Source organism: Mucilaginibacter lappiensis (assembly GCF_900155965.1).
In the GTDB taxonomy this organism is placed as follows: domain Bacteria; phylum Bacteroidota; class Bacteroidia; order Sphingobacteriales; family Sphingobacteriaceae; genus Mucilaginibacter; species Mucilaginibacter lappiensis.
Genome location: NZ_FTMG01000006.1, coordinates 123755 through 150752, shown reverse-complemented (window position 1 = coordinate 150752; position 26998 = coordinate 123755). Strand labels below are relative to the sequence as shown.

The 26998-nt window shown below is 40.9% G+C and carries 17 protein-coding genes and 1 tRNA gene; 14 read left to right on the top strand and 4 right to left on the bottom strand.

Annotation, left to right across the window (positions count from 1 at the left end):
- Nucleotide 1: 1 nt before the first annotated feature.
- Nucleotides 2-3733: a sensor histidine kinase gene (locus BW976_RS13550; protein ID WP_076373840.1), complete on the top strand. Its 3732-nt coding sequence runs from the start codon at nt 2-4 to the stop codon at nt 3731-3733.
- 97 nt (nt 3734-3830) lie between these two features.
- Here BW976_RS13550 and BW976_RS13545 read toward each other — a convergent pair whose 3' ends face one another.
- A complete protein-coding gene (locus BW976_RS13545) occupies nt 3831-4379 on the bottom strand; it encodes a YfiT family bacillithiol transferase (RefSeq protein WP_076373839.1) in 549 nt (182 codons plus the stop codon).
- 90 nt (nt 4380-4469) lie between these two features.
- Here BW976_RS13545 and BW976_RS13540 point away from each other — a divergent pair, with 90 nt between their 5' ends.
- Complete coding sequence (locus tag BW976_RS13540) at nt 4470-6296, top strand: FAD-dependent oxidoreductase (protein ID WP_076373838.1); 1827 nt, start codon at nt 4470-4472, stop codon at nt 6294-6296.
- A 436-nt stretch (nt 6297-6732) separates the two neighbouring features.
- On the opposite strand, the gene BW976_RS13535 is transcribed toward BW976_RS13540, so the two are convergent.
- A complete protein-coding gene (locus BW976_RS13535) occupies nt 6733-7251 on the bottom strand; it encodes a GNAT family N-acetyltransferase (protein ID WP_076373837.1) in 519 nt (172 codons plus the stop codon).
- An 88-nt stretch (nt 7252-7339) separates the two neighbouring features.
- Between BW976_RS13535 and BW976_RS13530 the strand changes: the two genes are divergently transcribed.
- Complete coding sequence (locus BW976_RS13530) at nt 7340-9703, top strand: S9 family peptidase (protein WP_076373836.1); 2364 nt, start codon at nt 7340-7342, stop codon at nt 9701-9703.
- Nucleotides 9704-9713: 10 nt separating this feature from the next.
- Here the strand turns inward: BW976_RS13530 and BW976_RS13525 are convergent, their stop codons facing one another.
- Nucleotides 9714-10229, bottom strand: coding sequence for a hypothetical protein (locus BW976_RS13525; protein ID WP_076373835.1), 516 nt, complete (start codon nt 10227-10229; stop codon nt 9714-9716).
- A 137-nt stretch (nt 10230-10366) separates the two neighbouring features.
- On the opposite strand from BW976_RS13525, the gene BW976_RS13520 reads away from it, so the two are divergent.
- The 4 genes from BW976_RS13520 to infB all read left to right on the top strand — a co-directional run bounded on the left by BW976_RS13520 (nt 10367) and on the right by infB (nt 15703).
- A complete protein-coding gene (locus BW976_RS13520; RefSeq protein ID WP_139332297.1) occupies nt 10367-10780 on the top strand; it encodes a hypothetical protein in 414 nt (137 codons plus the stop codon).
- Nucleotides 10781-10913: 133 nt separating this feature from the next.
- On the top strand, nt 10914-11378 hold the full coding sequence (gene rimP, locus BW976_RS13515; protein ID WP_076373833.1) for a ribosome assembly cofactor RimP: 465 nt from the start codon (nt 10914-10916) through the stop codon (nt 11376-11378).
- A gap of 3 nt (nt 11379-11381) precedes the next feature.
- Nucleotides 11382-12617 (top strand): transcription termination factor NusA, encoded by a 1236-nt coding sequence (nusA, locus tag BW976_RS13510; RefSeq protein ID WP_076373832.1) that lies wholly within the window; start codon nt 11382-11384, stop codon nt 12615-12617.
- 59 nt (nt 12618-12676) lie between these two features.
- The gene (infB, locus tag BW976_RS13505) at nt 12677-15703 is read left to right on the top strand and encodes a translation initiation factor IF-2 (protein ID WP_076373831.1); all 3027 of its coding nucleotides are present in this window, start codon (nt 12677-12679) and stop codon (nt 15701-15703) included.
- Nucleotides 15704-15757: 54 nt separating this feature from the next.
- Here infB and BW976_RS29390 read toward each other — a convergent pair whose 3' ends face one another.
- Nucleotides 15758-15901, bottom strand: coding sequence for a hypothetical protein (locus BW976_RS29390; protein ID WP_175614105.1), 144 nt, complete (start codon nt 15899-15901; stop codon nt 15758-15760).
- Nucleotides 15902-16205: 304 nt separating this feature from the next.
- On the opposite strand from BW976_RS29390, the gene BW976_RS13500 reads away from it, so the two are divergent.
- The 7 genes from BW976_RS13500 (at nt 16206) to BW976_RS13470 (ending at nt 26981) form a co-directional block, all read left to right on the top strand.
- Complete coding sequence (locus BW976_RS13500) at nt 16206-16952, top strand: hypothetical protein (RefSeq protein WP_076373830.1); 747 nt, start codon at nt 16206-16208, stop codon at nt 16950-16952.
- Between the two features lie 90 nt (nt 16953-17042).
- Entirely contained in the window at nt 17043-19838 is a 2796-nt protein-coding gene (locus tag BW976_RS13495) for a TonB-dependent receptor (protein WP_076373829.1), read from the top strand.
- Between the two features lie 3 nt (nt 19839-19841).
- Nucleotides 19842-21005 carry a DUF4249 domain-containing protein gene (locus tag BW976_RS13490; RefSeq protein ID WP_076373828.1) on the top strand — a complete coding sequence of 388 codons (1164 nt, stop codon included), beginning with the start codon at nt 19842-19844 and terminating at the stop codon, nt 21003-21005.
- Nucleotides 21006-21056: 51 nt separating this feature from the next.
- Complete coding sequence (locus BW976_RS13485) at nt 21057-23441, top strand: hypothetical protein (RefSeq protein ID WP_076373827.1); 2385 nt, start codon at nt 21057-21059, stop codon at nt 23439-23441.
- 210 nt (nt 23442-23651) lie between these two features.
- A tRNA-Asp gene (locus BW976_RS13480) sits at nt 23652-23728 on the top strand.
- A 246-nt stretch (nt 23729-23974) separates the two neighbouring features.
- Nucleotides 23975-25195, top strand: a complete 1221-nt coding sequence (locus tag BW976_RS13475) for a site-specific integrase (protein ID WP_076373998.1) — start codon at nt 23975-23977, stop codon at nt 25193-25195.
- Nucleotides 25196-25520: 325 nt separating this feature from the next.
- A complete protein-coding gene (locus BW976_RS13470; RefSeq protein ID WP_076373826.1) occupies nt 25521-26981 on the top strand; it encodes an ATP-binding protein in 1461 nt (486 codons plus the stop codon).
- The last annotated feature ends 17 nt before the right edge of the window (nt 26982-26998 follow it).

Genomic DNA, 26998 nt, shown 5'->3' with positions numbered 1-26998 from the left:
TTTGACAACCTCGGGAAAAATACGCTTGTTGCTTACCTTAATAGGCCTTAGTTTATTAATTACAGCTATTATTGTTCAAAAAGAGTATACCCCCGTAAATAATCTGGTAAAGGCCGGCACAACGCTGGAGGAAAGTCTGCACAAAAAAGAGGCTTATGTAAATGAGCTGATCAATAATAAACTAAATTTCAGATTGTTAAAGTACCTGCCTGATAATGAGCAGGATGCCCTGGATGATATTAATGATATTACGGTTAATCACCGCATATTGTTTATAACGCTGAAAAACAATAATTTACGATTCTGGAGCGGTATTAGGGTTATTCCGGATAATCCGGGAGCTATAAAAGAGGGCTACTCCTTTATCAGGCAATCCAACGGTTACTATGAAACGATAAGAAAAACCAAAGGCGATTTTTCTGTTATCTTTTTTATTCCGGTAAAGATCAACTATGCATTTGAAAATCAGTATCTGCAAAATACCTTTGATAAAGACCTGGTTAAATATAACAATGTTGAAATAGCCGATTTTGCCGACAAGAATATCTATGAGGTACACAGCAGCAACCACAGCTATTTATTCTCCATAAAATTAAAGGCCAACAGTATTAATTACGCCTTTGTTTATTACGAGCTGGCGTTTTGGATATTAACCGTTATAGTGCTTTGTGTTTTAATGCATAGGGTGTGCAGTTACGTAGCTTTAAAGGGGCATGCTGTGTTATCTATCATATTACTGGCAGCGTTTATCGTATTGTTCAGATATATTAACCTGCATTATAACCTGCCCGATTTTGCTTATTCGCTATCTGTATTTAATCCTATATATTACGCTTCCAGTGTAGTATATCCCTCCCTGGGCGATTTTTGTATCAATATCCTGTGCATATGCTGGTTTGTTACTTTTATATACCTGCAACGGCGTAGGTTATTTACAATTGTGCCCGGTAAAACAATCGGTTACTTTATTGTTATAGCCTGTATATTAATACTTATAACCAGCTCAACGTTACTGTTAAAATTATTTTATGGACTAATCATCAATTCAAAAATAAGTTTTAACGTCAATAATGTGCTTAGCCTTTCGGGCTTTAGTTTGCTTGGGGTAATCATGCTGTGTTTTAGCTTCCTGATCTTTTATCTTATCGATGAGATCATTCTTTCTATTTGCCTGAAACTGTCAGTACCGCGTTCACATCAGCTATTCCTGCTATTGCTAGGAGTGGTTGCCACAACCGTAGTTTTTGCCCTGTACCGGGAGTATACTTCGTTTTATCTTTTGTGGTGCATCCTGGTTATTATCAGGGCCTACGGGCATTTATTTCACAAAGGACGACTTAATGGTACAACGCTCCTGGCTATTATATTGATATGTGCCCTTATTTCGGCTATTAAGCTTAACCAGTTTGAAAATGTAAAGGAACGGGAAACACGCAAAGCGCTTGTCCAGAAACTAGAAGTTCCGGATGATGCGACAGCCGATTATATTTTCAAAAAAATAGAAGGACAGATCATTGCTGATACTGCTATTATGTCCTACTTTGACCCGAAAGCGGTACACAATAAGGATTTCCTGAAAACCCGCTTTCAGAAATTATATTTTGATGGTTATTTATCCAAATATGAATTCAAGGTGCACGAGTATAACCAACTGGAGCAGCCCTTATCAGACGATAATTATACTTTGAATGTATTTAAAGACCTGGTATTGTACAGTTCATTTAAGGTATCAGATTATTTTTATCGCGAAAATGAATCGTTCGGGTTTCAGAATTACTTTGCCATTTTACCGGTTAACCATGGCGGTAAACAATGGGGTACGCTGGTTATTGAATTAAAATCAAAACCATTGCAACCATCGGGCACCTTTCCGGAGCTACTGGTTGACGGGCACATCAAACCGGAGGATGAGTTTAAAGATTATTCCTACGCGTTTTATATTGATAATAAATTGCTGAGCCAAAAAGGCAATTATGTTTACACGCTTAATAATACCGAATTTCAGGGAGTTATTAAAAAGTATATCATTAAAACTACCCGTAGTACTAATGCGGAGTGGTATGATAGCTTTACAACCTACAGTCATTTAATATATAAGCCCAGTAACCGTAATTTAATAGTAGTAAGTAAAGAAGAGAACCCTTTATATAACGGGATTACTTCCGTTACCTTCTTTTTTGTGGTGTTGCTGCTGTTTAGCGCGGTTATTTTAACCATACGATGGTTACGGATGCGCGTACAGTTATGGAGTATTAACGATCATGAATTGAAATGGGGCTTCAAAATAAACTTCGACAGGATATTATACCGCACACGCATCCAGTTCTCGATGGTGTTTGCTGTAATGATCACCCTGTTGATGGTTGGTTTTATTACTTTTTTATCCATCAGCACGCAATATCACACCCAACAGGACAAAATGATCCGTGATAAGATAACCCGTATAGTTACGGCTTTTGAAAGCGGCGTATTCAACAAGTATATTTATAGTGTTAACGAAGAAAGTCAGGTGAGCTTTAATGAGCTGGCCAATAATTATTCAACCGATCTTACCCTGTTTGATACCAATGGAGTGCCGTTGGTAACCACCCAGCCCAAAATTTACGAATACGGATTAACGGCCAAAAGAATGAATGCCAAAGCTTTTATTTACCTAAGCAGGCTGCAAAAATCGGAGTTTGTAAATGAAGAAAAAATAGGTGGTTTGAGCTATAAAGCAGCCTATGCACCTATCATCAGTTCAAATAAAACGATAGCGTATATCCAGCTGCCGTATTTTTCGAACGAGGCCGATTATCGGGAGCGTATCAGTGCCTTGCTCAATGTAATGATCAATGTTTACGCGGTGGTGTTTTTGGCTATCGGGTTGTTTGCGGTTATTATTGCCCGGCAAATTACAGCACCCCTCAACTTTATACAGGAAAGCTTGAGTAAAACCATATATGGTAAAAAGAACGAGCACATCAAATGGGCACGAAATGACGAGATCGGGGCGTTGATAACTGAGTATAATAAAATGATATCAGCACTAGAAAACAGTGCGCACCGCCTGGCTCAGTCTGAGCGGGAAAGCGCCTGGCGCGAAATGGCTAAACAGGTGGCCCATGAAATCAAAAATCCGCTAACTCCGTTAAAATTGGGCTTGCAGCTGCTTGATAAGTCATGGAAGGATAAAGACCCTAAATTTGATCAGAAGTTTGAGCGTTTTAGTAAATCATTCGTTGAGCAAATAGAAAGTTTGTCGTCCATTGCGTCGGAGTTCTCGGCCTTTGCCAAAATGCCCGATACCCGTATTGAACAGATCAACATTTTTGAAATGCTGGGGCAGGCGGTTACTATATTTAAGCAAATGGATAATATCCATATTGCCTATCAGTCGCCGGAAACTCCATTTATCATCAATGCTGACCGCGACCAGTTACTGCGCTGTTTTAACAACCTGCTCAAGAACGCTATTGAAGCAACCCCACCAGACAGGCAGGGGGTTATCGATATCAATTACCTGATCACCAGTAAAAATGTGCTGCTCACCATTAAAGATAATGGTAACGGTATCCCCGAGCACATGCGCGAAAAAATATTTGAACCCAACTTTACCACCAAAAGCTCCGGTACGGGTTTGGGACTGGCATTTGTTAAAAACTCCATCGAAAATGCCAATGGCAAAATTTGGTTCGAAACAACCATCGGCAGCGGCACCTCTTTTTACCTGAGCTTTCCGGCAGCTGTTTAAATGAAAGAATAAAGGCGAAAGGATAAAGGTTTTGCTTTGTAACTCCCCTTGGCTTGCCCTTATTTCACTGTTAATCTTTTGTCTTGACCTTTCGCCTTTAACCTTTTACCTCTTCCTTCAACTTGAATTTCTTCACGGTTTCGGTAACATGGGCCAGATGGTGGTTGCTGTGCCAGGCATAGAGCCCGAGTCCCCTGATGAGCGAAACGGTATCGCCCGAAGCCGGGTGAACAAAGGTGCGCGACCATTCATTTTCCGTAAAACTTTCAAACAGGGCAACAAAATGCTGGTGTATACCTTCCAGGATTTTTAAGGATGGTTCAACTGGCAGGCGGTAATCTGGCAGCAGGGCCCAGTCGGCCTCTTCGTATGGCTTTATCACCGGGTTGTTTTCGGTTAGTGCCAGCTTAAAGCGGGTAATGGAGTTCATGTGGCTATCGGCCAGGTGGTGTATTACTTGTCGTAATGTCCATCCGCCGGTACGGTAAGGCGTGTCCAATTCCTGGTAATTGAGACCGGCAATAGCGTGTCTTAATTTACCTGGCAGGGTCCTGATATCCTCTATCCATTCCCGGATATCTTCGTTGGTATATGACGCTGGTGGCGTAAATTTCCCTATCGGGAATTTCATTTGTTCGTCTGTCATGGGCTGTAAAAAAATTTAATTTAGGTATAATTTAAAACTACCACAAGCTTTTGCCCTAATTTAGCGTTTTGTACCTATTTACTTCAGCCGATGGTTAGAAAGATATTGTTAGTAATCCTGCTTTTAAACGCCTCATTTTCATACGCCCAAACCATTAAGATCGATATTTTGGTTATTGGTGGCGGAGCTGCCGGAACCGCGGCTGCTATGCAGGGAGCACGCAGCAAACTAAAAACTTTATTGGTTGAGCCTGGTCCCTGGCTGGGTGGCAGCATGACCGCCGCTGGTATGTGCGTAGTAGAAGGCAACAGAAATTTACCATCGGGTATCTGGGGCGAATTTCGCAGGCATGTACGCGATTTTTATAAAAGCAGGCTAGGTTATGATACTACCTATAATGCTACCTTGCGTTTTGAGCCCTACACCGGTGCTGCCATCCTCAAAAAAATGACTGATACGGTTAAAAATCTCACCGTAAAATTAAACACGCCTTTTACTGCCATTGAAAAGGATGGCACAGGCTGGCAGGTAAGCATTACCGAAAATAACAGAACAACCACCATAAAAGCCAAAGTAGTAATTGATGCCACAGAAACCGGCGATGTAGCAGCTAAAGCAGGAGAGGTGTTCATATCGGGTTTTGACAGTGCACAAGATACCGGCGAAAGTTTGGCCCCTGCTACAGCTTTACCCCGTATACAGGATATTACCTGGATAGCCATTGTAAAAGATTTTGGAAAAACGGCCGATAAAACCATGGCCAAACCGCAAGGTTATGACGCGGGAGAATATGCCTGTTTAAAAGGGAAAGATATCAGTAAAATGCTGAACGAGGGTAGGTTGCCTAATGATAAATACATGATCAAATGGGCGGGCTGCGGCAACCAGTATCCAACTACTGCTGATGACCTGAAACCCGCTAATCGTGATGCTTTTTATGCTAAAGCGCGCCTGCATACTTTGGGGCTCATTTATTATCTGCAAACGGAACTGGGCTTTAAAAATCTGGGACTGGATGATGAATATCCAACGCCAGATCATCTGCCTTACCTTCCCTATATCCGGGAAGCTAGTCGTACTAAAGGACTGGTACGTATGACGCTGAATGATCTGTATCAACCTTATGATCTTGCGGCAAAATTGTACCGCACTGCTATAGCTGTTGGCGATGCCACGCCCGGGCAGCATTATGGCGAGGGTACAGCGCCGAAGACAGATTACCCGCCGTTTATGGCTTATAGTATTCCGCTAGGTTCTATTGTGCTCAAAGATCTGGACAATCTGCTGGTTACAGAAAAGGCCCTTTCGGTATCACATTTGGTCAATGCCAGCAGTATGTATCCTTCTGTTCAAATGTGTGTAGGGCAGGGAGCAGGGGCAACGGCTGCTTTTTGCGCTTTCTTTAAAACCACTACCAAAAAACTAAATGTGCGGATAATACAGGGCGAGCTGCTTGATTTTAAGGCATGGCTATTACCCTTTACGGATATCAAACCCAACGACCCTTATTTCAGGCCGATGCAGCAAATTGGAGCTACGGGTTTGCTTAAAGGGATACAAAAAGTAAACGGCAACAGTGCACAGTTACTGTTCATGCCAGATTCTGTGGTGAGCACCGCCGAAGTGGAACCTTTTTTTAAAGAGATATACGCCCGTGCTTTTTTATGGTTCAATAAAGAAAAGCCGGGCGAAAAGTTTACCCAGGGTAACCTGTTATCATTCATTAGTGAGATCACCTTGACGGAGCCTAAAACCCTGCAGATAAGTATGCAGAAAGCCTGGAAAACGCAGTACAAATTCAGCTCTGATTTTGACATGAACCGACCGGTAACCCGGCGTGAGTTTGCTATTTTGGCTAATAAATTTTTAACCCCCTTTGCCCGTACTGTTGATCTTTCCGGACGGATGGTGAATTAGTATAGTATAGTAATGTTTGTCCCCTCCGGGTCTCCTGAAAGGGACCCGGAGGTTGCATAAGGCCTTCTATAACTCAGGGTTCTCTGCGAGAGACCCTGAGTGGACAAAATGTTAAAAAAGGCCTGTCACCCTGAGCTCCGTCGAAGGGTCGAGCGCAGAGGCCTGCCCACCATGCTTCGACGGAGCTCAGCATGACATCCTTTTTTGCCATCACCGAGAGACCCTGAGTGAACAAAAGTGGGTTTACATGGTTTACACATTTTATAGTTAACACTGGCTTATATGATTGAAAATAAATATGTTAAATATGAAATCATCATATAATGTGTTAACCATCCTGGAGCAGTGTATTCCATGTCATATGTTGAATAATAATTTCGATATTGGAAATTCAAAGTTCGTTATTCGATATTATTCTCTTAGGCAAATCGTTAAATTATTCGGGTTTCAAAATGGCGTATAGATGCTTATCCATTACCACACCCTTTTTGATCAACGCGTTACGCATAATACCTTCTTTAACATAACCTGCCTTTTCCAGTACGCGCATGGATGCGGTATTTTTACCGAATACACCCGCTTGCACACGGATGATACCAAAGGTTTCAAAAGCATAACGGGTAAGCAGTTGTACAGCTTCGGTGATGATGCCGCGACCCCAGTAGGTTTCGGCAAGCCAGTAGCCTATTTCAGCCTCATTGTGATTGGCATCAACCTTCATATCTACAGCAATACCGCCGCAAACCTGGCCGTCAATAGCTATGGCGAAATTAGTCTGTGTGGCTTGTTTTTTCATAAAGGCCACCCAGGTAATGGCATCACTCAGGGAATAGGGATAGGGGAAACGATCCAATAAAAAGGCAGATACCTTCGGGTTATCCGCATGTTTTTGCAACGATTCTTCATCACCATCAAACCATCCCCTTAAAGTAAACGTAGAGCCCTGTAATTCCATTTTGTAACAATAAAATGTTTAAAAATAGCAATGATAACCGAAACTGCTAAATTGCAGACATTTTAAGGCGTTTTGCCATACTGATTACATGAAAAAACTGATCACTTTACTGCTTATAGCTAACACTGCCGGCGCGTTTGCCCAGAAACTGGATACGCTGACTGTTGAAAAAATTATGCGTGACCCGAAATGGGTAGGCGTATCGCCATCCAATATCCGCTGGAGCGACGACAGTAAAAAGATCTATTTTAAATGGAACCCCGGCCATGATGATGCAGATGTATTATACGCTATTGCCATCGGTAACACTAATCCGCAAAAAGTAAGTATTGCAGGTCAGCGTGGGTTAACAACTGATGGGGAGTGGAATAAAAGCCACACCCAAAAGGTTTTTGAAAAAAACGGAGATCTGTTTTTGGCTGATATTAAAAGCGGGAAGGTTATTCAATTAACCAATACGGAACAGCGCGAGGATGATCCCATTTTCAACGGTGATGAGCGTGAGATCATATTTAAACAAAACAACAATCTTTTTGCACTAAGTCTTAATGGTGGGCAGTTAAAACAGCTTACCAATTTTGTACGTTCACCAGAAAAAAAGAAGGACGAAGAAAAGCTGAATGATGAGCAATCGTGGCTCAAAAAACAACAGCTAGAACTTTTTGATATCATTAAAAAAGAAGCGAAAGAGGATAAACAGGATTCGGCCCAAACAGCTGCTTTGGAGCCCCGACAATTAAAAGAACTGGTTACCGGCGGCGATCGTGTGGGTTTGGTAAAAATAAGTCCGGATGGTAAGTACGTTACCTATCGCTTAACCAAGGCCGCCGATGGCGTAAAAAACGCTATTGTACCTAATTATGTAACCGCTTCGGGTTTTACGGAGGATATTCCGAACCGATCCAAAGTTGGCCGGCCATCATCCACTTCAAAAATGCTGGTGTTTGATACCCGTCGACAAGCTGTTTACCCGGTACTTACCCAGGACATCCCGGGTATTAAAGATCTACCCGATTATGTGAAAGATTATCCAACAGAACTGGCTGAGCGCAAAAAAGCAAATGCAGACAGGCAGGTGGATATAGAAGGTCCTTTTTGGAGCGCGGATGGTAAAAATGCGGTTGTGGTGATCAGCGCGCAGGATAATAAAGACCGCTGGATCATGCGCCTCGACCCGGTAACAGGCAAACTAGCCCTGCTTGATCGACAGCGTGATGAAGCCTGGATCGGTGGTCCGGGTATTGAAACGGGCGCTGCAGGGAATGTTGGCTTTACAGATGACACCCATTTTTATTTCCAGAGCGAAGCTAGTGGCTATTCGCATATTTACCTGGTTGATGTAACAAGCGGCGCAAAAAAACAGCTCACCAGTGGCAAGTGGGAAGTACAAACCCTGCAATTATCAAACGACAAAAAGACATTTTACTTCACCGCTAATATAGATCACCCGGGTATTACGCATTTTTACAGCATTCCGGTAAGCGGTGGTAAATCGGTAAAAATAACGGAGATGAAAGGGGGGAACGAAGTAACGCTGTCGCCTGATGAAAAATGGCTGGCTATCCGTTATTCCTACTCCAATAAGCCCTGGGAGTTGTATCTGCAAGCCAATAAACCCGGGGCGAAGGCGGTACAGGTAACGCATTCTGTTTCGGCAGAATTTAATTCATACGCATGGCGCGATCCGGAGATCATTACTTTTAAGAACCGCTATGGGGCTGATGTTTACGCGCGCCAGTATCTGCCTAAAAAAGCCGATCCGGCTAAACCTGCCGTTATTTTTGTGCATGGTGCCGGTTATCTGCAGGAGGTAACTTATTCCTGGAGCTATTATTTCCGCGAGTATATGTTCAATAATATGCTGGCCGACAATGGCTACACGGTACTGGATATCGATTATACAGCCAGTGCGGGTTATGGCCGCGATTGGCGTACGGGGATATATCGCCATATGGGCGGCAAGGACCTGACCGACCAGGTGGATGGGGTAAAATACCTGGTTGAAAAATTTGGTGTTAACCCTAAGCACGTGGGTTTATACGGCGGCTCGTACGGTGGTTTTATCACCCTGATGGGCATGTTTACCGAGCCCAATGTTTTTGCAGCCGGTGGGGCCATCAGGTCGGTGACGGATTGGGCGCATTACAATCACGGATACACCTCCAATATTTTAAATGAACCTTTTACCGATGAGCAGGCTTACCGCAAAAGTTCGCCTATATATTTTGCCAATGGTTTAAAAGGCAACCTGCTGATGCTGCATGGTATGATAGATCAGAATGTGAATTATCAGGACATCATCCGCCTCACGCAAAAACTGATTGAGCTGCATAAAGAGAACTGGGAGCTGGCATCATACCCGGTAGAAGATCATGGCTTTGAACAACCCAGCAGCTGGTCGGATGAGTACAAACGCATATTTAAACTATTTGAACAAACGCTGAAAAAGTAATTGGTAAAAGTTAGCCTTTTCTTCTGCGTTCAATAAAGTTCACAATCAATCTGCTATCGGCCATCATGAAAAAGCCTATAACGAGTTTGAGAAACGCATAAACTATCCATGGCGATGACCGGTTGTGTTTAAAGCCATCATAGGAAGCCTGAAGTTGAAAGTAGGTGAAAAGATTTTGGAAAAGGGATGGAAACGCATCAACTACGAATATGCCACCCAGCACAACAACAATTATTTTTAAGACAACAGATCGATGGACATTGATTTCAAATTTTTCATCCTCAAGACCTTTTTCAAGATTTAATTTTTCAATGACCAAATCAGTTTTAAAAAAGCAAGAATATAACATCAGGGCATATACAGCAATTTCAAAAACAAGTATAGTAGCCGTTGCTATCCCTTGTAATTTGTCTTGCCCAAAATAAATAAACGCCGAGAGGAATTGGGGTATAAGAGCAGTAAACTGCCAGGCAAGGTAAAGGCCAGTTATCCGCAGAATAATGGTCCAGAAAGTCTTTGATGTCATCAAAAAAAGTTTTAAGGTTTAGTGTAATAGTTAAACTAATTTCAGCTTATTTTTAGGCAATTCCAAATAATGAGAAGCGAGCGTTTTACTTATAATGATAAGGTTTGGATAATTTTATCAAACAAGAGATATTCGATATGAAAAAGTTATGGTTTCTTTTGGTTTTTTCCTGTATAGGCTGTAGCAATACGTCCAAGTCGCCCGTAATCCATATCGGTAAGATTGATCAGGAGCGCTCTGTCAAAATAAGTGGTTTAGATGTTGCCGTTATTCAGGATATCGCCCGTGATTCGTCGGGAGCAAACTGGCAGGGGCTGATACCGGTATACAAAATGCCGGTTGATACGGATATGAAAAATTATCAGCCCATGCAGCCCGGCACATACCATATAGCTGATGGCGCCGTTATTTTTACTCCGGATACGCCGTTTGTAAGTCATCAAACTTATTTTGTGCGGTATTATAAATTGGATAGCGGTAACAAGCTTACGGATTTTATAGGAGGGCACAATCGGCCGGGTAGTTTACATTACATTGATTTAACATTTTAAGCAATAAACTACTGCGAATTGCTTGAAAATCAAATAATATTATGTATATTTGCATCTAATTAATAAAAGAGGGGGCGATTTGTCCCCTCTTTTATTTTATCAATCAAATTATCAATCAAAATACCGGAGGGTAATGAATATTGAAAAAAGAGTAAGAGAGCTGGTTGAAGAGAAGATAGCCGATAAGCCGAATTTGTTTATAGTGGATATTAAAATGCACTCGAACGGAAAGCTGATTGTGCTGATAGATGGTGATAACGGCCTGGGAATTGATGATTGTGTGCAGATAAGCAGGCATGTAGGCTTCCATCTGGAAGAGGAAAATGTGATAGAAACCGCATACAACCTGGAAGTATCGTCGCCGGGAATTGATTACCCGCTATCGTCAACCAGGCAATACGCCAAAAACATAGGGCGTAACTTAGGCATAAAAATGGCCGACGGAACCAAAAGAGAAGGCAAATTAACGGCCATAACAGAGGATGCCGTTATAATTGAAGAAAAAGTAAAAGAAAAAGGGAAAAAAGCCGAGGCTGTTGAAAGCGTGATCCCTATTGATAAAATAACAGAGACAAAAGTTTTAATATCATTCAAGTAGAAAATGAGCAATATTAATTTAATTGATTCTTTTCAGGAATTTAAAGATTTCAAGAACATTGACCGCCCAACCATGATGAGCGTTCTGGAAGACGTTTTCAGAAGCATGATCAGGAAAAAGTATGGTACCGATGAAAATTGCGACGTAATTGTAAACACGGACAACGGTGACTTAGAGATCTGGCGTACCCGTAAGGTGATGGAAGATGGATTTAGTGAGGATGATGACCTGGAAATAGAATTAGCCGAAGCGCAGCGGATTGACGCGGATCTGGAAGTAGGGGATGATTACATTGAGCAGATTACGCTGGAAAGTTTTGGTCGCCGTGCTATTTTAGCCGCCCGCCAAACACTGGTTTCCAAAATTCTGGAACTGGAAAAAGACGAGATCTTCAAAAAATATAAAGACCGTGTTGGTGAAATTGTTACCGGCGAGGTTTACCAGGTTTGGAAAAAAGAAACCCTGGTGCTTGACGATGAAGGTAATGAGCTATTGCTGCCAAAAACCGAGCAGATCCCGGCTGACTACTTTAAAAAGGGCGACAGCGTAAAAGCGGTTGTTCATAAAGTAGATATGCTGAACAGCAATCCTAAAATCATTATTTCGCGTACCGCTCCGGAGTTTTTACAACGTTTGTTTGAACTGGAAGTACCGGAGATTTTTGACGGACTGATCACGATCAAGAAAATTGTACGTGAACCAGGCGAAAGAGCTAAGGTGGCTGTGGAATCATATGACGATCGTATTGATCCGGTAGGTGCCTGTGTGGGTATGAAAGGATCACGTATACACGGCATCGTTCGCGAATTGAAAAATGAAAATATTGACGTGATCAATTTCACCAATAATGTTCAGTTATATATTCAGCGTGCATTATCGCCGGCCAAAATAACTTCTATTAAGCTGGATGACGATAAAAAAACAGCAGCAGTATATTTAAAACCCGATCAGGTATCACTGGCCATTGGCCGTGGCGGTCATAACATTAAATTGGCTGGTAAACTAACCGGCTATGAAATAGATGTTTACCGTGAAGCAGATGAGCATGACGAGGATGTGGACATCGAAGAGTTTTCAGATGAAATTGACAGCTGGATTCTTGATGAGTTTAAACGAATTGGTTTAGACACCGCAAAATCGGTACTTGCTTTAACAGTAGGCGAATTGGTAAAACGTACAGATCTGGAAGAAGAAACTGTAAAAGAAGTGTTATCAATATTGAGTGCTGAGTTTGAATAAGCATAGAAACCAAAATTAAAATCGTATTTTTGCGATAATAAGCAGAGAAATTATAATAAATGTCAGAAGACAAATCAATAAAATTAATTAAAGCAGTAAAAGAACTCAACATTGGTATGAGTACCATTGTCGATTTTTTGGCTACAAAAGGCTATAAAGTTGAAAAACAACCTATGGCGAAGCTGGATAGCGACATGTACTCCGCATTGTTGAAGGAGTTTGCTGTTGACAAAAGTATTAAGGAGGAAGCCAAGCAGATCAGTATCGGAAAGATCAGGAAAGAAGAACCTGCTGGGTTTCCGGAAAAACCGGTTGAAAACCGCCGTTCAAGAGATTTTGAGAACGAAGAAATATTGATCAAAAATACCGGTCATTATGCTTCGCCGCAGGCAGAGAAACCAAAACCTGTTGAACCAGTTGCCGAAAAAACTGACGAACGTAATGACGTTTTGCCGGGTGTTAAGGTAGTGGGTAAAATTGACCTTAATAATCTGAACGCAAAACCTCAGCCAGTGGTTGAAAAACCGGCAGAGGTAGCAAAACCCGTAGAGGTTGTTAAACAACCGGAAATTGTGGCTCCTGAACCCAAACCGGAACCAAAGATCGAAGTACCTGTAGAGAAAGCACCGGAAGCTCCAAAAGCAGAAGAGCCAAAGCCACAGCCTGTTGTTGAAACTCCAAAAGTTGAAGAGCCAAAAGCACCGGTAGCACCAGTTGCCCCGGTTGTGCAGGCCCCGGTAGTTGAGGCGGCAGCTGAGGAAAACCAGGAACCTGATGTGATCAGGGCAAAAGCCGAAAGACTTACAGGGCCTAACGTGATCGGTAAAATACAATTGCCGGTTAACGCGCCTAAACGTAATCCGGTGGCATCATCATCAAATGCCAACAACGCTGATCATAAACGCAAAAGGAAACGTAAAGATAGCCAGGGTAACCCTCAGCATGGCGGTGGGCAACAAGGTGGTGGCAATCATCAGCAACCGCAGCAAGGACAAGGACATACTACCCCCCCTGCAGCTGGCGGAACCATTAATCCAAACCGTCCTGATTTCAGGAACCGTGGTAACGGTGCTCCCGGAAACGGTGGCCCTAACCAGGGTGGTGGCAATCGTCCTGACTTCAGGAACAGTCGTAACAATGCGCCTCAAAATAACGGTCCAAAAGAGGAACCATCTGAAAAAGATATACAAGACCAGATTAAGGCTACACTGGCCCGTTTAAGCGGAGCTGGTAAGTCTGGTAAATTTGCGCAAAGGGCCAAATTCCGTCGTCAAAAACGTGATGATGTAGCCTCTACCGCCGAAGAACTGGCATTGGAGCAGGAATTACAGTCGAAAGTATTAAAGGTTACGGAGTTTGTAACCGCGAACGAGCTGGCTTTGATGATGGATGTATCTGTAACGCAGATCATATCTACCTGTATGAGCCTGGGGCTGTTCGTATCTATTAACCAAAGACTTGATGCCGAAACTTTAAGCATTGTTGCCGATGAGTTTGGTTACCAGATAGAGTTTGTAAAACCACAGGATGAAGAGGGTAACCTTGACCAGGTTGATGAACCAGAAGATCTGATACCACGTGCGCCAATCGTAACCATCATGGGACACGTTGACCACGGTAAAACATCCCTGCTCGACTTTATACGTAAAACAAACGTAATAGGCGGCGAGGCCGGTGGTATTACCCAGCACATTGGTGCTTATGAGGTAACCCTGCCAGACGATAAAGGTAAAATTACCTTCCTGGATACTCCGGGCCACGAGGCGTTTACCGCCATGCGTGCAAGGGGTGCACAGGTAACAGATATTGTAATTATAGTAATTGCCGCAGACGATAGTGTGATGCCGCAAACCCGCGAGGCTATAAATCACGCGCAGGCTGCAGGAGCACCAATCATCTTCGCCTTCAATAAAATTGACAGACCTGGTGCTAATGCCGACAAAATACGTGAGCAGTTATCGGCCATGAACATTTTGGTTGAGGAGTGGGGTGGTAAATATCAAACCCAGGAAATATCAGCTAAAACGGGTTTAAATGTCGAGCTGCTGTTAGAAAAAGTATTGCTTGAGGCCGAATTGCTTGAACTGAAAGCCAATCCTAATAAACGTGCCGTTGGTACTGTTATTGAAGCAGCCCTTGATAAAGGCCGTGGTATTGTTACCACCATCCTTGTACAAGCTGGTCGCTTAAAGGTAGGTGATCCAATACTGGCAGGCTGTTACAGCGGTCGTGTTAAAGCATTGACCAACGAGCGTGGTCAAAGGGTTGAATCTGCAGGGCCATCAACGCCGGTACAGGTATTGGGTATGCAGGGCGCGCCTACAGCAGGTGATAAGTTTAATGTGCTGGAGAGTGAAGTTGAAGCCCGTGAAATTGCTAACAAGCGTTTGCAGCTGCAACGTGAGCAAGGTTTACGTACCCAGAAACACATCACCCTTGATGAGATCGGCCGCCGTTTGGCAGTGGGTAACTTTAAGGAGCTTAACATTATTGTTAAAGGTGACGTGGATGGATCGATCGAGGCATTGTCCGATTCCTTACTGAAACTATCAACCGAACAGATACAGGTTAATATCATATCCAAAGCAGTTGGTCAGATCTCTGAATCTGATGTATTGCTGGCTTCCGCGTCTGACGCGATCATTATCGGTTTCCAGGTTCGTCCGTCAGGAAGTGCCCGTAAGCTGGCCGAGGCTGAGCAAATCGATATCAGGTTATATTCTATCATCTACGATGCGATCAATGAGATCAAAGCCGCGATGGAAGGTATGCTTGCACCAACGTTTGAAGAGAAGATTGTGGCCAATGTGGAAATACGTGAAACCTTCAAGATCAGCAAGGTGGGTACTATTGCAGGTTGTATGGTACTGGATGGTAAAATTAACCGTAACAGCAAAATCCGTATTATACGTGACGGTGTGGTAATTTATACTGGTGAGCTGGCTTCGTTAAAACGCTTTAAAGATGATGTTAAGGAAGTAGCAACCGGTTACGAGTGCGGTTTGAACATTCTGAACTTTAATAACATTGAAGTAGGTGACATTGTTGAAGCTTATGAAAATGTAGAAGTGAAACGTAAGTTGTAATAACAGCTTTCCCATATTCAAATAAAAAAGGCCCTTTTAAGGGCCTTTTTTATTTTACATTTTGTGATGACGCGGATGATGTACCACGTGATGATGATGACGGTGCACTACATGACGACGGTGATGTGTTTGTGCGCTGGCTGCGGTGTAAGCAAATGTTGCAAATAATACAACCGCTAATATTTTTAGAGCTTTCATAAATGTTTATTTAATTGTATAACTGATAGACAAGCATTTTGATTGGCGGTTTAACCAATGCAGATGTAACAATAGCGTTTCATTCTGAATTGTGATCAACTATCGTTATTAACGGGGTACCTGTGTGATATCATAATAAGGCATTAGATCTTCTCTAATCGGTTTAGCAGTGCGGAGGGGTGTGATTAGCACGCTTAATTATTGTAACATAATTAATACAATGAAAGCGCGAGCTAAACTATTTTTCGTAACTCTTTGATTTTTAATTAAAAGTAACGTAAATTCCATTCTTTATAAAACCTAAATGATCAGAAAACTATTGCTGGGCGTTATCGTAACCCTCCTCTCCTTTATTACGAAACAAACCCTGGGTCAAACTTCATCAGCAGATACATCTGAGCAGCGCATTGCTATGGTGCACATTGCAGATGCCTACAATACTGCTATTGGCCAACAATCACGCCTATATAATGGGCCAGAATATGAACTGTATAATCCAAACATAAAAGGAAACGCCTATTTTCAGGATGTAAACAAGTTTAGCCCCGGCACAGTCAATTACGATGGATTATTTTTTAAAGATGTGCCTATGATGTACGACCTGAATAAAGACGTTGTGGTAGTGCTCTTGTATAATAAATTCTCCATGTATACCCTGTTAAATGAACGGTTGGAGCATTTTGATTTGTTTAGCCATCATTTTGTAAATATCATAGCAGATTCATTACAGACAAATGCCGGTATAAACGCGGGTTTTTATGATGAGTTATATCATGGCAACGTTGTTGTGCTGGCAAAGTACTCAAAATCACTCCAAACAACCTCTATTTCAAACACTATCGACACTTATTTTTCATCAAGTAAAAGTTTTTTCCTGAAGAAAGGGAATAATTATTATAGTATTAGCGGACAAGCAGCCCTGCTTGATATTTTAAAAGATAAGAAGAAAGAGCTGCAACAATACATTAAAGCCAATAAGATCAAATATAGGAGAGCCCCGGAAGAAGCTATGGTTGCTATAGCCGGCCGATATGATGAGTTATCCAGATAATATGTATTAAACACAAGCGGCAATATAGTATACTGAAAATAAGGGCATCAATTGATGTTTTACTGACGTGAGTAAAAAATAAAATTGCGGATGAAAAAAATTTACTTTCTGGTTTTCTGTTTTTTGGTACTTGCTAAGTTGGGTTTTGCCCAGCAAGGTACAACAGTATCAATAAGTGTAAATGTTCAACAGGTCAACATGGGCCAATTTGTAACAGAGCTGGAAGCAAAAACCGGATTTCATTTTTACTATAATCCCATCCAATTTGATAGTTTAAAAATCTCTGTTGAAGTAAATAATAAGCCGATTGAAACTGTGCTGGATATGGTTTTTAAAAACACCGATTTTCATTATGCCATTACCGCACAACGTCAGGTATTCCTTACGCGAGGGCGCGAAATACAAACCAAATTGCCCGCCGGCTTTTTCGGAAATAAACCAGGAGCGACTCCATCTGCGGCAAAGCAGCCCGTAAATATTACGACTAATGCTACCGTAGCCGATTTTACTGATGAAAAAGATAAAAAGGTTCCGGAAGCCACCACAGAAAATAAATTGTACGAAATAGGTACTAAAACCAATATTATTCCATCAGGTAAGGCCACCTTATCGGGATATGTGCGTGACGGCAAATCAGGCGAATCGGTAGTGGGCGCCAGTATTTATGTTACCAATACCAAAACCGGTGTGGCTACCGATCAGTTTGGATACTTTACCATCGTATTACCCAAAGGACGGCAAATCTTAAGTATAAGAGGCATTGGCATGCGCGATACGCGGCGTCAGATTATACTATATGCTGATGGAAAACTGATTATTGAAATGCAGGAGCAGATAACCAGTTTAAAAGAGGTAAAAATATCTGCTGAAAAAGTAGCCAATGTTCGTAATGTACAATTAGGGGTAAACCGGCTTGATATTAAAAGTATTAAACAGGTACCAACGGTATTTGGCGAGGCTGATATATTACGGGTAATATTAACACTGCCTGGTGTACAGTCGGTAGGTGAGGCCACAACCGGCTTTAATGTTCGCGGGGGCTCTGCCGATCAGAACCTGATATTGCTTAATGATGCTACTATTTATAACCCATCACATTTTTTTGGCTTCTTCTCTGCATTTAACCCTGATATTGTAAAAGATGTTGAATTGTACAAGAGCAGCATCCCCGAAAAATTTGGAGGCCGTCTGTCGTCTGTATTAGATATAACAGACAGGGAGGGTAATAAAAAGAAGTTTACCGGTTCGGCTGGCATAGGCTTAATAACCAGTAGGCTTAATGTGGAAGGGCCAATTATTAAAGATAAAACCTCATTTATATTTGGTGGACGTATCACTTATTCCGATTGGTTGCTGAAGCTATTGCCAGATGCGTATAAACATAGCCAGGCCTCGTTCTACGACCTTAATTTGGATATAAGTCACCAGATAGATGATAAAAACAATCTTTATTTGACCAGTTACCTGAGCCACGATAAGTTTAAACTCAACAGCGACACAGCTTATAGCTACAGTAACAGGAATATCAATATCAAATGGAAACATAATTTCAACGATAAGCTGTTTAGTTTGATAACAACCGGCATTGACAGGTATCAATACGATATTGCCAGTTTTGATAACGTGGTAAATGCCTACAAACTTAATTTTGATATCAATCAAACCAACCTTAAGGCTGATTTTACTTACTATCTTAATCGGAAAAACACGGTTGACTTTGGGGTAAGTACTATTTACTACAAGTTGCATCCGGGTAATTTGCAGCCAAATGATGCACAATCGCTAGTAGTGCCAGATGTTGTTCCGGCACAGCAGGCTTTGGAAAGCGCGGCTTACGTTGGCGATAAATATGACATTACAGACGATCTTTCATTAAGCGCCGGTATCAGGTATTCACTTTACAATTATCTGGGCCCGCAAACAGTTTATAATTATGCCCCCAATTTGCCAAAAACAAGTGCGAATTTGTTAGATAGTACTACCTATTCCAAAAACAAAGTGATCAAAACGTATTCCGGACCCGAGTTCAGGCTTTCGGCGCGATACAATCTGGGAGATAATACTTCGGTAAAAGCGGGATATAATACCTTAAGGCAATATATACATCTGCTTTCAAACACCACAGCCATAGCGCCAACCGATGTATGGCAGCTTAGCGATCCTAACATTAAACCACAATACGGCGACCAGGTATCATTAGGCTTATATCGTAATTTTAAAGCAAATACTATTGAAACATCGGTCGAGGTTTATTACAAACGATTAAGAGATTATTTGGACTACACAAGCGGGGCTAACCTGGTACTCAATCATCATATTGAGAATGATGTATTGGGCACACAGGGTAAGGCCTATGGTATTGAGTTCCTGATCAAAAAAACAACGGGCAAAGCCAACGGGTGGATAAGCTATACCTACTCACGTACATTTTTGAGGCAGGATAACGTGAATGAAGGTGAATTGATTAACGGAGGAGCCTATTATCCGGCCAATTTTGATAAACCGCATGATTTTAATTTTATTGGTAATTACCGGTTTTCGCACAGGTTTAGCGTGTCATTAAATGTAACTTATAGTACGGGCAGACCAATTACCCTGCCTATCGCTAAATATGAATATGGTGGTTCTGAAAGGGTATTTTATTCAGACAGAAATGCCTACCGTATACCCGATTATTTCAGATCGGATTTTTCGATGAACATCGAAGGCAATCATAAGGTACATCAGCGAACACATAATTCGTTCACTTTAGGAGTTTATAATCTTACCGGAAGGCAAAATGCTTACTCGGCTTACTTTACAACGCAAAATGGCGTTATCAGTGGTTATAAGCTATCCATATTTGCCAAGCCGATACCATTTATTAATTATAACATCAGGTTTTAAGCAATGAAAATAAATAAACTCATCTATATTACCCTGCTTGCAGTTATAGTTAGCTGTAAAAAGCCATATAACCCACCTATTGTGAGTAGTGATAATCATTACCTGGTTGTAGAAGGAGTAATTAACAGTGGTAATGATTCCACGATAATTAACCTGAGCAGAACGGTGAAGTTATCAGAAAATGTAAGCACGCAACTAGTAGCCAATTATACCGTAGCAGTAGAAGGAGAGCAAGGCAATAGTTATGCTTTACAATCAGAAGGGAACGGCATATATGATATTGGCCCCATGCATCTTGATCCATCACAAAAGTATAGGTTGCATATTACAACTCCTGATGGCAAGCAATACGCATCAGATTATGAAGTAGTAAAACAAACACCACCTATTGACAGTGTTGGGTTTACCCCAAAAAGTAACTACCTGCAGATATATGCCAATGCGCATGACGCAACAAATAATACCCGCTACTACAGATGGGATTATTCAGAAACCTGGCGCTTTCATGCTAAATTTCAATCGGGCTTTATTGTTGATGCTGGTGCGGTAAGGCTCAGGCATGCTAATGAGGGGATATATTATTGCTATGGGAATGATAAATCCAGTAATATCGTGTTAGGTTCGTCGGAAAAACTCTCACAGGATGTTATATTTCAGGGGCCTATCACCACTATATCATCAGATGCAGAAAAGCTGGAATTACGATATAGCATATTACTTAAGCAATATGCACTAACCAAGGCCGGGTATCAATTTTGGGAAAATCTTAAAAAAAACACCGAACAATTGGGCAGTATATTTGATGCACAGCCTACTCAGTTACAGGGGAATATTCATAATATAAGCGATCCCACAGAGCCGGTTATTGGGTATATAAGTATTACCAATCCACAATCGAAAAGAATATACATCAATAAAGGCCAACTACCTGATAATTGGATAGAAAAATACCCTTATGAATGTGGTATGCCCGATTCGGCCTTTTTTTTCCACCCAATGACAGGAACAAATGATGTATTATTTTATATTATTCAGGGCGGAGGAATACCGGTAACTGGAATATTTACCCCCTTGGGCATAGCTGGGTACACTTATTCGTCTCCAGACTGCGCAGACTGCACCATACGGGGGAAAGCACAAAAGCCTTCATTCTGGATAGACAATTGATAAATAAACACATTACTATAAAAATATAGAACTAAATGTCAGGTATCTGTTATGAAAAAAATTAAGGCGATTGCTAAAATCATAGCTTTATTAATTACTGCTTTGTTGCAGCTCCATTCAAAGTGTTCGGCACAGGCATTTGATCATATTACCAATAGTTTTAATCAATACCAACGCGAATCTGTACAGGAAAAAATATTTGTTCATACAGACAAGAGTACCTATCTGCCCGGCGAGATCATTTGGTTTAAAATTTATAGCGTTGATGCCAATCGTCATAAGCCAATCAATTTAAGTAAGGTTGTATACATAGATGTGCTTGATCATGAGCAAAATGGGGTATTACAGGCAAAAATTGCCATGAAAAATGGTATAGGAAACGGTTCTTTATATATACCAGTGTCATTAAGTAGCGGTAATTATAAATTAAGAGGCTACACCAACTGGATGAAAAACTTCAGTCCCGATTATTATTTTGAGAAAACAATTCTTATCGTCAACCCTTTAAGAATGCCTGAGGCTGAAACAACTCAAGCACAAGTTGGCTACGATGTGCAGTTTTTCCCTGAAGGCGGAAATTTGATCGGCGGTATTGCCAGTAAAGTAGCTTTTAAGGTAACAACCCCTAAAGGCCTGGGATTGGAAGCTTATAAGGGATTTATTGTTGATGGGCATAATGACACAGTAGCGCGGTTTGAACCCTTGAAATTTGGTATGGGGAGCTTTATCTTCAACCCCACTATGAATACCACGTACAAGGCTATTATTAAAACCGCTGCGGGAGACGTGATTTCTAAAGAACTGCCGGCTATCAATAGCCAGGGTTATACCATGCAATTGAAAGATAATGGCGGGACACAGTTGGAGGTTACCGTGAATGGCGTAGGTGCCGGAGAAGTATATCTTTTTGCACATACCAGGCAAATAATTAAAATAGCCGAAAGCGCCGTTATGAACTCCGGAACAGCCAGTTTTACAATTGATAAAGCAAAACTTGGAGAAGGAATATCGCACATTACCATTTTTAACAACGCTAAGCAACCCGTTTGCGAACGGCTTTATTTTAAACGCCCTAAACAACAGCTATTGATCGAAGCCTCTGCAGATCGGGCACAATATGCGGTGCGAAAAAAGGTTAGTATAAATATTTCGGCTAAAAGCATAGTGGGGAATCCATTGCCTGCTAATTTGTCCCTGTCGGTCTTTCGGGTGGATACCTTACAGCATGCAGATGAGGATGATATTGTGAACTACCTATGGCTGAAATCGGATCTGCGCGGCAATATCGAATCACCAGGATATTACTTTAAAAATATTAACGCAGAAACTGATGTTGCCCTGGATAACCTGATGCTTACACAGGGTTGGAGACGATTTCAGTGGAGCAATATATTAAATGGTAAGCCTGAGGCGTTTAATTTTTTACCAGAATATAATGACCATTTGATAACTGCGAAGGTTTCGAATACAGTTACAGGTCAACCGGCTGGAGATGTATTGGTGTATTTAAGCGTTCCGGGGAAAAGGGTTCAATTATACGCGTCAAAAAGTGATTCATTGGGCCGATTGATATTTAATACCAAACAACTGTTTGGCCCTGGTGAAATCATTGCTCAAACAAACTCAGAACGGGACACTACTTTTCGTATAGATGTTTTGAGCCCTTTTTCTGAGCAGTATACGAAATATAACATGCCCGGGATAAATATAACACCCGGGATGCAAAAAACACTGGAAGAGCATAGCGTGGCTATGCAGGTACAAAATATATATGCAGGCAATAAAATAAAACAGTTTTATGACCCGGGAGTTGATAGCTCCGGTTTTTTCGGAAAGCCCTACAAAACGTATCTTTTAGATAACTATACCCGCTTTACCACTATGGAAGAGGTACTGCGCGAATATATAAGAGAGGTGAACGTTGTGCAGTCACATAAAAGGTATCATATAAAAGTATTGAACGACAAAGGATTTTTGGATGGTGACCCCTTGGTTATGCTGGACGATGTACCTGTGTTCAATATCGATAAAGTAATTGCTATCGACCCATTGAAGGTGAAAAAACTGGAAGTAATCAGAGAAAGATATTATTATGGCCCATCGGTACATGAAGGTATATTAAGTTATACCACCTATAAAGGCGACCTGGGAGGGGTTGAAATGGATCCGCATGCCGTGGTGCTCGATTATGAAGGTTTGCAGCTGCAGCGGGAGTTTTATTCGCCGGTTTATGATACAGATGAAGCGGTCAAAAGCCGGATACCTGACTTTCGAAATCTTTTATTTTGGCAACCCAATGTCAATATCAACACTGATGGCAAAGGACAACTATCGTTCTATACCTCTGATCAAACCGGGAAATTTATAGGGTTAATACAAGGATTGACCCCAAATGGAGATGCCGGTAGCCGGTATTTTACCTTTGACGTAAAATAAATTAAAAAAAAATTAGAAGGTCTCAAACGAGAGTTATTGAAGCAATTGTAGTTGCTTTTGGTTGGTATAGAGTTGTTTATAAAAGTGAATGATAATAGCGGGCTATACATAATATACCCTGTAAAGAGTAATGTAGCCACAATAAATAAGTTTTTTTTCAAAACCATTTGCGTAATACAAAAAGCTGCGTATATTTGCAGACCCAAAAACGGAGTGGTAGTTCAGCTGGTTAGAATACATGCCTGTCACGCATGGGGTCGCGGGTTCGAGTCCCGTCCATTCCGCCAAAAGCATTTTAAAAATGTTCAAAAGCCTTTAAATCATATGATTTAAAGGCTTTTTTGGTTTTAAGCCCCTCCAAAGCGAACCGAATTATTCAATACTTAAGCGCGTCATTCATGACGTCTTTAAAATTGAAAAAAAAGACGCGCTGAAATCGATGTAATAAACTGATTGTCAACATGTTCAAAGATTAAACATCTTGATTTAAAGCCGCTGCATTTCGACATTTGTTTAACCCTTTAATGTTCGTTATGTTAGAAAAAAGCTTCGGGCTGTTCTTCTTTCTGAAGAAGCCAAAAAATGGAAAAGGTAGTGTTAGATACATCTACCTGCGATTGACAATTGATGGCATATCAAAAGATTTAGCCACTAAAAGACAATGGGACAATCTGCGATGGAATGCCTCAGCGGGTCGGGCGACCGGCTTAAAAGAAGACGCAAAAGCACTCAATAGCTATTTGGACGTCATGTGCAGCAAGGTATATCAGGCCAAGAAATTGCTAATGGATGCTGATAGGGTATTGACCGCAGAAAATCTCAAAAATGTACTGACCGGGCAAGGCGAAGAAAAGAGAATGATTCTTCTCGCTTTCAAGCATCACAATGAACAGATGAAGGCCCTAGTTGGCCAAGAGTTCGCACCATCTACATTAATGCGCTATAAGACTGCACATGACCATACAGCAGCTTTTATACAGTGGAAATACCATGTAGAGGATGTTGATGTTAAAGACCTAGACTATGAATTTGTTTCTCAGTTTGCCTTTTGGCTAAAGAGTGTCAGGAAGTGCGGGCATAACGCAACGATGAAATACCTCGGCAATTTCAAAAAAATCGTACTGGAATGCATCAAAAAAGGGTGGTTGCTTAGAGATCCGTTTGCAGGATTTAAGACAAACAGGAGAGAAGTGATCCGTGTTGCGCTCACTAAAGAAGAACTAAACGCCATTGCGAACAAGGAATTTGAGACTGACCGGCTTAATCATGTTCGTGATATTTTTCTTTTCAGCTGCTATACTGGTTTAGCCTACGTAGATGTTTACCAATTGAGGCGTTCTGATATTGTTACCGGCGTTGATGGCGGCAAATGGATCGTAACTACTCGTCAAAAGACAGAATCCCCTACTCGTTTACCGTTGCTGCCAATGGCATTGGAAATTATGGATAGATATGAGAATTATCCTAAATGCGTCAATAAAGGCTTGGTACTGCCTGTGCTTACTAACCAAAAAATGAATTCTTATCTCAAAGAAATCGCTGATAGTTGTAGAATTAATAAGAATCTGACCTTTCACATAGCTCGACATACGTTCGCGACTACAGTCACTTTAAGTAATGGCGTACCAATAGAAACAGTATCTAAGATGCTAGGTCATAAGTCGCTTAAACAAACTCAACATTATGCCAAGATTGTGGATTTGAAAATCAGCGAGGATATGGCTGCTTTAAAAGGAAAGTTAGCGGCAATATGATCAGCCTGAAAAATAGAGTATTTATAATTTCGACAAGAATTACAGGTGCTTTCTAACCACATATATATCTTCGAAATGCTTATGCTGAGGGTAAATAATATAGATTTAAACAGTTGCAAGTTGTGCAACAGTTCAATAGAACGTAAAAGATTTCTCAATAGTCTTCGTTAAGCAATACACTGTTAATCTGAATCTATACAACTCTGATTACAATCTCTATTGAAATTAATTGACAAAGGTACGAACCGTCAAGGAATCCTTGACAACTCAAAATGAGATGTTCAAAAGCAATAAGGTATATTTGTGAATAAAAACAAACGGCTACATGAAGGTTTGGGTTCAAAAAGCAAAAGAATATTTGGATCATAGTTTAGGTAAAGTTCCTCAAGAGCTAAACGAATTAGATTGGAAAGAGACACTATCTCCTAAAAATGAAAAGCTTTGTCAGCACATATGTGCCTTTTCAAATTTGCCTGGAGGAGGTTATATGATTTTTGGTATAGAAGACAAGACTGCAACTCCTAAAGGAATAAATCAAACAGATGCTAATGCTATTGTTAGTAAACTTTCAAGTTTATGTCGGGATGGGGTTGATCCTTTAATCAGTATAGACCATTCAATTGAAGAGTTTAGAGGTGTGCAATTGCTATTTATCCATATCAAAGAAAGTTCGGTCAAGCCTGTTCACTTAGCCACAAAAACAATAGAGGATAGTTATATCCGTAGTGGTGGAAGTACTAGGAAAGCATCTCGACAAGAAATAGGAGGGTTAATGCTTAATAGCAAAACACCTGTTTTTGAAGAATTAAATGCCTCTAAGTTAAAGAATGAAGTTGAAATTATGACACTTCTTGATTATGCAACAATTTATCGGCTATTAAAAAAACCAATACCATCAAATATACCCGAGATAATGCTTTGGCTAAAAGAGGAGAAAATGATTGTTGAGGTAGATGGTAATGGTTATTATATATCAAACTTCGGTGCATTAGCAGCAGCACAAAACTTAAACGAATTTGATGGATTATCTAGAAAATCTATCCGAGTAATTAAATATGAGGGAAAAAGCAAGTCAGCTGGTAGCAAAGAATATCCAGGAAATAAAGGTTACGCTATAGGTTTTGAAGGTCTAATTCAATTCATAAAAAGCTTACTACCAGGAAGCGAAATTATAAAACATGCTTTACGAGAAGAAACTTCTGTTTATCCCGAAATAGCGCTTCGTGAAATTATTGCTAATGCATTGATTCATCAAGATTTTTCAATACGTGGTAGTGGACCAATGATTGAGGTTTTTGAAGATCGAATTGAAATTTCAAGTCCCGGTAGACTTTTACCAAGTAAAAAAATCGACAGACTGATTCGAACTTCACCTGAATCTAGAAATGAGATTTTAGCTGCCGCATTTCGAAGATATAATATTTGTGAAGAAAGGGGATCTGGATTTGAAAAGTCTGTTAGAGCAGTTGAATTCTACGGTTTACCACCTATTAAATTCACAGAAACGGAGAATTCTTTTAAAGTTACTATGTACAGCCCTAAACGATTTGCTGACATGAGTTTACAAGAACGTATAGAAGCCTGTTATCAACATGCTGTAGTTCAGTATTATGCAAATGAAGGCATGACAAATGGTTCTTTACGGCAAAGATTCGGCATGCATGACAAGCAAGTTTCTCAAATTTCAAGACTAATTAAAGAAGCAATTGATGCTGGCAGAATTAAATCAAAGGACCCAGATAATGACTCTAAAAAATTTACAATTTATTGGCCTTATTGGGCTTAAATCTGCTGTTTTTTCCC

Bases quoted from the DNA above. Each gene is read 5' to 3' on its own strand.
- BW976_RS13540 (WP_076373838.1), top strand. From the start codon at position 4,470: ATGGTTAGAAAGATATTGTTAGTAATCCTGCTTTTAAACGCCTCATTT.
- BW976_RS29390 (WP_175614105.1), bottom strand. From the start codon at position 15,901: ATGAAAGCTCTAAAAATATTAGCGGTTGTATTATTTGCAACATTTGCT.
- BW976_RS13520 (WP_139332297.1), top strand. From the start codon at position 10,367: ATGAAAAAGTTATGGTTTCTTTTGGTTTTTTCCTGTATAGGCTGTAGC.
- BW976_RS13530 (WP_076373836.1), top strand. From the start codon at position 7,340: ATGAAAAAACTGATCACTTTACTGCTTATAGCTAACACTGCCGGCGCG.
- rimP (WP_076373833.1), top strand. From the start codon at position 10,914: ATGAATATTGAAAAAAGAGTAAGAGAGCTGGTTGAAGAGAAGATAGCC.
- nusA (WP_076373832.1), top strand. From the start codon at position 11,382: ATGAGCAATATTAATTTAATTGATTCTTTTCAGGAATTTAAAGATTTC.
- BW976_RS13525 (WP_076373835.1), bottom strand. From the start codon at position 10,229: ATGACATCAAAGACTTTCTGGACCATTATTCTGCGGATAACTGGCCTT.
- BW976_RS13535 (WP_076373837.1), bottom strand. From the start codon at position 7,251: ATGGAATTACAGGGCTCTACGTTTACTTTAAGGGGATGGTTTGATGGT.
- BW976_RS13475 (WP_076373998.1), top strand. From the start codon at position 23,975: ATGTTAGAAAAAAGCTTCGGGCTGTTCTTCTTTCTGAAGAAGCCAAAA.
- BW976_RS13545 (WP_076373839.1), bottom strand. From the start codon at position 4,379: ATGACAGACGAACAAATGAAATTCCCGATAGGGAAATTTACGCCACCA.
- BW976_RS13470 (WP_076373826.1), top strand. From the start codon at position 25,521: ATGAAGGTTTGGGTTCAAAAAGCAAAAGAATATTTGGATCATAGTTTA.
- BW976_RS13490 (WP_076373828.1), top strand. From the start codon at position 19,842: ATGAAAATAAATAAACTCATCTATATTACCCTGCTTGCAGTTATAGTT.
- BW976_RS13500 (WP_076373830.1), top strand. From the start codon at position 16,206: ATGATCAGAAAACTATTGCTGGGCGTTATCGTAACCCTCCTCTCCTTT.
- infB (WP_076373831.1), top strand. From the start codon at position 12,677: ATGTCAGAAGACAAATCAATAAAATTAATTAAAGCAGTAAAAGAACTC.
- BW976_RS13495 (WP_076373829.1), top strand. From the start codon at position 17,043: ATGAAAAAAATTTACTTTCTGGTTTTCTGTTTTTTGGTACTTGCTAAG.
- BW976_RS13485 (WP_076373827.1), top strand. From the start codon at position 21,057: ATGAAAAAAATTAAGGCGATTGCTAAAATCATAGCTTTATTAATTACT.